We start from the raw sequence: 7,452 nt of genomic DNA, 5'->3' as shown, positions 1-7,452 counted from the left end.
GGAGTTCGGCGTAGGCGGGAAGCATGCGTTGACTGTAGAAAAATACAGTTCATCAGGCAAGTCGGGCGAGTGTCCTCCACGGCGATTGCGGGTCCACCGCAATCGCGCAATCCGGACCTGCTGTTAAACTCGCGTCCTTTGCAACACCGTGCTGGCCAAGATGCCGGCCTGGTACCTTTTTCGAAGAATTCCCGGCCGCAAGGCTGCCAAGGAGACCTCCATGTCCTTCCCCCTGTCCCGCAAGGTCCTGTTCGGCGCGCTGGCGCTCGCGTTCGCGACGGCGATGCCGGCGTACGCACAGCAGAAGTCGGTCGCCATCACCGCGATCGTCGAGCATCCCGCGCTCGATTCGGTGCGCGACGGGGTCAAGGAGGCGCTGGCCGCGGCCGGCTACGAGGACGGCAAGAACCTGAAGTGGCAGTATCAGAGCGCCCAGGGCAACACCGGCACCGCGGCGCAGATCGCACGCAAGTTCGTCGGCGACAAGGCCGACGTGATCGTCGCGATCGCCACCCCCTCGGCGCAGGCCGTCGCGGCCGCGACCAAGGACATCCCGCTGGTGTTTTCGGCGGTGACCGATCCGGTGGTGGCCAAGCTGGTGCCCTCGATGCAGCCCTCGGGCACCAACGTCACCGGGGTGTCGGATGCCCTCGAGCTCGGCAAGCAGGTCGAGCTGATCAAGCGCGTCGTGCCCGCCGCCAAGCGCGTCGGCATCGTCTACAACCCGGGCGAGGCCAACTCGGTGGTCGTGGTCGAGCAGCTGCGCGAGCTGCTGCCCAAGCACGGCCTGAGCCTGGTCGAAGCCGCGGCGCCGCGCTCGGTGGACGTCGGCTCGGCGGCGCGCAGCCTGATCGGCAAGGCCGACGTGTTCTACACCAGCACCGACAACAACGTCGTGTCGGCCTACGAGGCCCTGGTCAAGGTGGGCATGGACGCCAAGATCCCGCTCGTGGCCGCCGACACCGACAGCGTGGCGCGCGGTGCGGTCGCGGCCTACGGCATGGACTACAAGGCCCTCGGCGTGCAGACCGGCGAGATCGTGGTTCGCATCCTCAAGGGCGAGAAGCCCGGTGCGATCGCATCCGAGACCAGCAACAAGCTGTCGCTGCAGGTGAACCCGGCTGCGGCGCAGAAGCAGGGCATCACCCTGGCGGAAGACCTCGTCAAGTCGGCTGCCAAGGTCGTCCAGTAAGCGGGTCGCCCGCATCCCCGCGCGGCCGTCGATGCCCGGCCGCGGGGGACGCGTCCCGGCGCGCGTTCCGCTCGATCCTCACCAACGGTAATCCCCCAATGTCGCTCTACACCTTGCTCGGGGCGCTGGAGATCGGCCTGATCTTCAGCCTCGTCGCCCTCGGCGTGTACATCTCCTTCCGGCTGCTGCGCTTTCCCGACCTCACCGTGGATGGCAGCTTCCCGCTCGGTGGCGCCGTCGCCGCGACCATGATCGCCGCCGGCCACGACCCCTTCACCGCGACCATCGCGGCGACGCTTGCCGGCGCGATCGCCGGGCTGATCACCGGCTGGCTCAACGTCAGCCTCAAGATCATGGACCTGCTCGCCAGCATCCTGATGATGATCGCCCTGTACTCGATCAACCTGCGCATCATGGGCAAGCCCAACGTGCCGCTGATCACCGAACCCACCGTGTTCAACCTGCTGCAGCCCGAGGCGCTCGCCGACTACGTGTTCCGGCCCTTGCTGCTCGTCTTCGTGGTGCTGGCGGTCAAGCTCGCGCTCGACGGTTTCTTCGCCACCCAGAGTGGCCTGGCGATCCGCGCGACGGGCTCGAACGCGCGCATGGCGCGTGCGCAGGGCGTCAACACCGGCATGGCGATCCTGGCCGGCATGGCCCTGTCGAACGCCTTGGTGGGCCTGGCCGGGGCGCTGTTCGCGCAGACCCAGGGCGGCGCCGACATCTCGATGGGCGTGGGAACGATCGTCATCGGTCTCGCGGCGGTGATCGTGGGCGAGAGCCTGCTGCCCTCGCGCAAGCTCTACCTGGCGACGATCGCGGTGATCGTTGGCGCCATCGTGTATCGCTTCTTCATCGCGCTCGCGCTCAATTCCGACTTCATCGGCCTGCAGGCGCAGGACCTCAACCTCGTCACCGCGGTGCTGGTGACGGTCGCGCTGGTGGTGCCGCGCCTGCGCGCGCACTGGTCCGGAAAAAGGGTGAGCTGAAATATGTTGAAAGCAACCGACCTTCGTCTCACCTTCAACCCTGGCACGCCGATCGAGACCCAGGCCCTGCGCGGCATGTCGCTCGAGATCCCGACCGGGCAGTTCGTCACCGTGATCGGCTCCAACGGCGCCGGCAAGTCGACCTTCCTGAATGCCGTCTCCGGCGAGCAGAAGGTCGACAGCGGCACGATCGAGATCGACGGCATCGACATGACCCGCCAGCCGGTGTGGGGGCGTGCGCGCCACGTCGCGCGGGTGTTCCAGGACCCGCTCGCCGGCACCTGCGAGGATCTCACCATCGAGGAAAACATGGCGCTCGCCAAGATGCGCGGTGAGCGCCGGGGTTTTTCGTTCGCGGTCAAGCCGGCGCTGCGCGAGGAGTTCCGCGCGCAGATCGCCACGCTGGGTCTCGGCCTGGAGAATCGCCTCTCGGACCGTATCGGCCTGCTCTCCGGCGGCCAGCGCCAGGCGGTGAGCCTCTTGATGGCGGCGCTGCAGCCCTCGCGCCTGCTGCTGCTCGACGAGCACACCGCCGCGCTCGATCCGCGCACCGCGGCCTTCGTGCTGGAACTGACCGTGCGCATCGTCGCCGAGCACAAGCTCACCACGATGATGGTCACGCACTCGATGCGCCAGGCGCTCGACGTCGGCCAGCGCACCGTGATGCTGCACCAGGGCCGCGTCGTGCTCGACGTCTCCGGCAAGGAACGCGAGGGCCTCGACGTGCATCACCTGCTCGACATGTTCGAGAAGGTGCGCGGCGAGAAGATCGACGACGACGCGCTGCTGCTGGGCTGATTCCCCGGGTCGAGTCTCGGGGCCAAGAGCCTGGGGCGGGGCCTCTTCCGCGCACCGGCTGGCCAAGCGACCCGCCTGATCCCCGAATTCAAACGAAACACGACCGAAAGCAACGATGACCTCCGCTTCCCGCCCCGTCCGTACCCCCGTGCGTACCCGCTTCGCCCCCAGCCCCACCGGCTACCTCCACATCGGCGGCGCGCGTACCGCGCTGTTCTCGTGGGCCTTCGCGCGCCGCCATGGCGGCACCTTCATCCTGCGCATCGAGGACACCGACGTCGCGCGCTCCACGCCCGCGGCGGTGCAGGCCATCCTCGACGGCATGCAGTGGCTGGGCCTGGAACATGACGAAGGCCCGTTCTACCAGATGCAGCGCATGGACCGGTACAAGGAGGTCATCGGCCAGATGCTGGCGGCCGGCACCGCCTACCACTGCTACCTGTCGCCCGAAGAACTCGATCGCCTCCGCGAGGCGCAGCGCGAGCGGGGCGAGAAGCCGCGCTACGACGGGCGCTGGCGTCCCGAGGCGGGCAAGGTACTGCCGCAGCCGCCCGCGGGCGTGCAGCCCGTGGTGCGCTTCCGCAATCCGGCCGAAGGCGTGGTGAGCTGGGACGACCTCGTCAAGGGTCGCATCGAGATCGCCAACGCCGAGATGGACGACTTCATCATCGCGCGCGCCGACGGCACGCCGACCTACAACTTCTGCGTGGTGGTGGACGACTGGGACATGGGCATCACCCACGTCATCCGCGGTGACGATCATGTGAACAACACCCCGCGCCAGATCAACGTGCTGCAGGCGCTCGGCGCCGAGGTGCCGCTCTATGCCCACCTGTCGATGATCCTCGGCGACGACGGCACCAAGCTCTCCAAGCGCCACGGCGCGGTCAGCGTGATGCAGTACGACGAGGAGGGCTATCTGCCGGAGGCGGTGATCAACTACCTGGCGCGCCTGGGCTGGAGCCATGGCGACGATGAAATCTTCGATCGCCGGCAGTTCGTCGAATGGTTCGACCTCGACCACATCACGCCCTCGGCCGCGCAGTTCAACACCGAGAAGCTCAATTGGCTCAACGCGCAGTACATCAAGAAGGCGGACGACGCCTTCCTGGCCGCCGAGGTCGCCAGCCGCCTCGCGCGCCGCGAGGTGAACCCCGAGACGGGGCCGAGCCTGGAGGCGGTGGTGGCGCTGTACAAGGACCGCGTCGCCAACCTCAACGAACTGGCGGATGCCGCGGAGTTGTTCGTCGCCGACGTGCATCCGGCACCGGAGGTGGTCGGCCAGCACCTGACCGACGTCGCCAAGGCCGCCCTCGCCAGCCTGCGTGGCCGCCTGGCCGCAGCCGAGTGGAACAGGGCCGCGCTGAGCCAGGCGATCAAGGACACCATGGCCGAGCATGGCCTGAAGATGCCGCAGGTTGCGATTCCCCTGCGCGTGGCGGTGCTCGGCGTGCCCCAGACCCCGGCGATCGACGCCGTGCTGGAGGTGCTCGGCCGCGGGCGCGTGCTCGAGCGCCTCGACCGCCGCCTCTGAACGCAGCCGCAGGCGCGAGTTCGTGCGCCGTATCGCGACTTGCGTCGCTCCTACACGCCCCCTTGGAACGACGTGTGGGAGCGACGCAAGTCGCGATCATGTCGGCGCGGCTGCGACGGGTGTCGGCGGGGACTGCGGGCGCGAATCGCGACTTGCGTCGCTCCCACAGGCGCGTCCGCCAGGGCAGCGGGCTGCGTAGGCGTGACCCCAGCGGTGTGCGTAGGAGCGACGCCAGTCGCGATTGCAGCGGTGAAAGCGGGCGCGGGCGCGGGCGCGGGCGCGTGTCCGTGCGCTGCTCCCGCAAAAACAAACCGCCGCGAGTGCGGCGGTCGGGATGGCGGTGCAGGGGGCTCAGGCGGCCTTGCGGATGGCGCGGCTGCGCGGCTCTTCGGCGGCTTCGGACTGGACGACCTCGACGCCGCCAAGCTTGCGCGCCTGTTCCAGCATCGACTGCATCGAGGCCTGGAAGTCTTCGAAGTGGCGGCTGCCGAGTTCGAGCAGCTCGTTTTGCGCGCCCGATACCACCTCGTTCACCTGCTGCAGGTAGTTCCCCAGTTGCTCGAGGGCCTGACCCTGGGTCTCGCGCTGCTTCGCGAAGCCGGCCTCGAGGTCGCTGCCCGGTTGGGCGATCGGCGCGGCCGAGGCGGCCTCGCACAGCGCGCGCGCGGCGCTGAAGTTGAGCGCGCACAGCTTCTCGGAAGCGTCGAGCGCGATCAGGGCATAGGCCTGGAACTGCTCGAAGCCGTTGCGGGTCGAGTGGGCGAACTGCTGGAAGGCCGGATGGGTGTTCATGGCGAAGTCTCCGCTAAAGGATGCCGGGTGGTTCTCTCAGCCAGCGATGTTAAGCGGCACCCCGTTCCGGGCATATACAGCGTTCGCAGTGTTTGGACTACCGGTTTACCGGTAGTGCGAAGGCGCCGGGCGCGCTCAGCCCGCGCCGCCCGGGGTCACGTTCGGGCTGATGCCGCTGTGGATCGCGTAGCGGGTGAGTTCGGCAACGTTGTGCAGGTCGAGCTTGCGCATCAGGTTGCGGCGGTGCACCTCGACCGTGGAGGCGGCGATGTGCAGGCGATCGCCGATCTGCACCGAGGTCAGGCCTTCGGCGATCAGCTGCAGCACCTGGCGCTCGCGCGCGGTGAGCCGGGGTGCGGCGGCGTACACCCCGGGGCTGTCGCGCAGTGCATCCGCGACCGTCGCCGCGACCTCGGGGCACAGGTAGCTGCGCCCCTCGCACACGGTGCGGATCGCGCGCAGCAGCTCGTCGCCGGCTTCGCCCTTGGTGATGTAGCCGCGCGCGCCGGCGGCGAGCAGGTCGGTCACGAACTGGCGGTCGGCGAAGGCCGAAAGGCCGATCACGCGCAGCGCCGGATGGCGGGCGAGCAGGCGGCGGGTGGCCTCGATGCCGTCCATGCCCGGCATGGCGATGTCCATGCACACGAGGTCGACCGGCTGGGCATCGGCGATCGCGAGCACCTCCTCGCCACTCGCCGCCTCGGCGACCACTTCGAGCTCCGGGTCGCGGGCGAGCAGCGCCCGCAGCGCGTGGCGGAACATCTGGTGGTCGTCGGCAAGCAGGATGCGCAGGCTCATCGGGTCGTTTCCGCGGGGTGGAGCTCGGCGGGCAGCCGCACCTCGATGACGGTGCCGTCGCCGGGGCGGGTATACAGTCGGAAGTCGCCGCCGGCGAGCTCGACGCGCTCGCGCATCGTGATCAGGCCCAGCCCCGGGGTGCTGCCCGCTTCGCCGAGACGGGAGAGGTCGAAGCCGACGCCGTCGTCGCCGATCTGCAGCAGGACCCCGCCGGCGCAGCCGCCGAGCCCGATGCGCACGCTGCCGGCGCGAGCGTGCTTGGCGCAGTTGGTGAGCGCCTCCTGCACTAGGCGGAAGCAGAGCGTCTGCGTCGCGCGGGAGAGGGCGCACGGGGGGCTGCCGGACGCAGCGTCGACGCGCACGTCCAGCCCGGTGCGGGCGCGGAACTGGGCGACGTATTCGCGCAGTGCGGGTACCAGGCCGGCGTAGTCGAGCGTGGCCGGGCGCAGGTTGGTGCAGATCTCGCGGATGCCGGCGGTGGTGTCGGCGAGCAGGGCCGAGGCGTCCTCCAGCAGCGGGGCGAGCTCATCGCGGGCGGATTCGGGGAGGGCGTCGGCCAGGCTGGAGAACAGGATCTGCAGCGCGGCGAGGTTGGGGCTGGCGCGGTCGTGCAGCGCGCTGGCGAGTTCGCGGCGCTCGCGCTCCTCGATCTCGACCAGGTGGCGGGAGAGCTCTTCGAGGCGTTCCAGATGCTCCAGGCGCTCGGCCTCCAGGCGCCGGCGTTCGGTGATGTCCTGCACCGTACCGTACAGGCGGAACACGCGCCCGGTCTCGTCGGCGACCGGCACGATCACGGTGAAATGGCGACGCTCCTCGCCCGAGGGCAGCAGGACCTCCTGCTCCAGGGCGCAGCGTCGGCCGCTGTCGATCGCCTCCCAGAACAGGTCGCGGGTGCGATTCGTCGACTCCAGGCTGAAGTAGCCGAGCGCCTCGTTGAGGTCGGGCACGCCGAGCGCTTCCGGGCGCTCGAAGAGGCGGAAGAGTTCGCGCGACCAGTACATCCGCCCGGTGTGGCGGTCGAGCTCCCAGTCGCCGACACGGGCGAGGTCCTGGGTGGCGGCGAGGCGGAACTCCGCCTTCTCGAGCGCGCTGCGCAAGGCTTCGAGCCGGGGCGACCTCATTCGCGCACCGCCGTCCTGGCAAGCGGGCGCAGCACGAAGCGCGCCGGATCGATCGCCTCGATCAGGTCGCGCTCGAGCGGGGCGGGGTCGCCTTCGAGCGCGCTGGCGAGCAGCTCGGCGGCGAGCACCGACCACACCAGGCCGCGCGCGCCGTAGCCCGAGAGCGCGTACAGCCCGGGCCGGCGCGGCAGCTCGTCGAGGCCGCGGGCGGCCGAGGCGGGAGGCCGG

At 69.6% G+C, this 7,452-nt stretch carries 7 protein-coding genes and 1 pseudogene; 4 read left to right on the top strand and 4 right to left on the bottom strand.

The genetic code is table 11. The features are described from left to right. Window positions 1–220: 220 nt before the first annotated feature. The 4 genes from C665_RS17035 to gltX all read left to right on the top strand — a co-directional run bounded on the left by C665_RS17035 (window position 221) and on the right by gltX (window position 4,513). A complete protein-coding gene (locus C665_RS17035) occupies window positions 221–1,192 on the top strand; it encodes an ABC transporter substrate-binding protein (protein ID WP_004323768.1) in 972 nt (323 codons plus the stop codon). Window positions 1,193–1,290: 98 nt separating this feature from the next. Beyond that, window positions 1,291–2,181: an ABC transporter permease gene (locus C665_RS17030; RefSeq protein WP_004323767.1), complete on the top strand. Its 891-nt coding sequence runs from the start codon at window positions 1,291–1,293 to the stop codon at window positions 2,179–2,181. Window positions 2,182–2,184: 3 nt separating this feature from the next. Further along, a complete protein-coding gene (locus tag C665_RS17025) occupies window positions 2,185–2,979 on the top strand; it encodes an ABC transporter ATP-binding protein (protein WP_004323766.1) in 795 nt (264 codons plus the stop codon). A gap of 115 nt (window positions 2,980–3,094) precedes the next feature. Beyond that, window positions 3,095–4,513, top strand: coding sequence for a glutamate--tRNA ligase (gltX, locus tag C665_RS17020; protein ID WP_004323764.1), 1,419 nt, complete (start codon window positions 3,095–3,097; stop codon window positions 4,511–4,513). Between the two features lie 351 nt (window positions 4,514–4,864). Here the strand turns inward: gltX and C665_RS17015 are convergent, their stop codons facing one another. The 4 genes and pseudogenes from C665_RS17015 to C665_RS17000 form a co-directional block, all read right to left on the bottom strand. Next, a complete protein-coding gene (locus tag C665_RS17015; RefSeq protein ID WP_004323762.1) occupies window positions 4,865–5,305 on the bottom strand; it encodes a phasin family protein in 441 nt (146 codons plus the stop codon). A gap of 135 nt (window positions 5,306–5,440) precedes the next feature. Next, window positions 5,441–6,103 carry a response regulator gene (locus tag C665_RS17010; protein WP_004323760.1) on the bottom strand — a complete coding sequence of 221 codons (663 nt, stop codon included), beginning with the start codon at window positions 6,101–6,103 and terminating at the stop codon, window positions 5,441–5,443. After that, on the bottom strand, window positions 6,100–7,224 hold the full coding sequence (locus C665_RS17005; protein WP_004323758.1) for a PAS domain-containing sensor histidine kinase: 1,125 nt from the start codon (window positions 7,222–7,224) through the stop codon (window positions 6,100–6,102). The genes C665_RS17010 and C665_RS17005 overlap by 4 nt, the downstream gene beginning before the upstream one ends. Beyond that, a pseudogene (locus C665_RS17000) lies at window positions 7,221–7,452 on the bottom strand (bifunctional tRNA (5-methylaminomethyl-2-thiouridine)(34)-methyltransferase MnmD/FAD-dependent 5-carboxymethylaminomethyl-2-thiouridine(34) oxidoreductase MnmC); the annotation flags it as partial. The pseudogene C665_RS17000 and the gene C665_RS17005, both read right to left, overlap by 4 nt.

Source organism: Thauera aminoaromatica S2 (assembly GCF_000310185.1).
GTDB classification, from domain to species: Bacteria; Pseudomonadota; Gammaproteobacteria; order Burkholderiales; family Rhodocyclaceae; genus Thauera; species Thauera aminoaromatica.
The sequence above is the reverse complement of the archived record's forward strand: the minus strand, read 5'-3'. Positions and strand labels throughout refer to the sequence as shown.

Bases quoted from the DNA above. Each gene is read 5' to 3' on its own strand.
- C665_RS17025 (WP_004323766.1), top strand. From the start codon at position 2,185: ATGTTGAAAGCAACCGACCTTCGTCTCACCTTCAACCCTGGCACGCCG.
- gltX (WP_004323764.1), top strand. From the start codon at position 3,095: ATGACCTCCGCTTCCCGCCCCGTCCGTACCCCCGTGCGTACCCGCTTC.
- C665_RS17035 (WP_004323768.1), top strand. From the start codon at position 221: ATGTCCTTCCCCCTGTCCCGCAAGGTCCTGTTCGGCGCGCTGGCGCTC.
- C665_RS17005 (WP_004323758.1), bottom strand. From the start codon at position 7,224: ATGAGGTCGCCCCGGCTCGAAGCCTTGCGCAGCGCGCTCGAGAAGGCG.
- C665_RS17015 (WP_004323762.1), bottom strand. From the start codon at position 5,305: ATGAACACCCATCCGGCCTTCCAGCAGTTCGCCCACTCGACCCGCAAC.
- C665_RS17030 (WP_004323767.1), top strand. From the start codon at position 1,291: ATGTCGCTCTACACCTTGCTCGGGGCGCTGGAGATCGGCCTGATCTTC.
- C665_RS17010 (WP_004323760.1), bottom strand. From the start codon at position 6,103: ATGAGCCTGCGCATCCTGCTTGCCGACGACCACCAGATGTTCCGCCAC.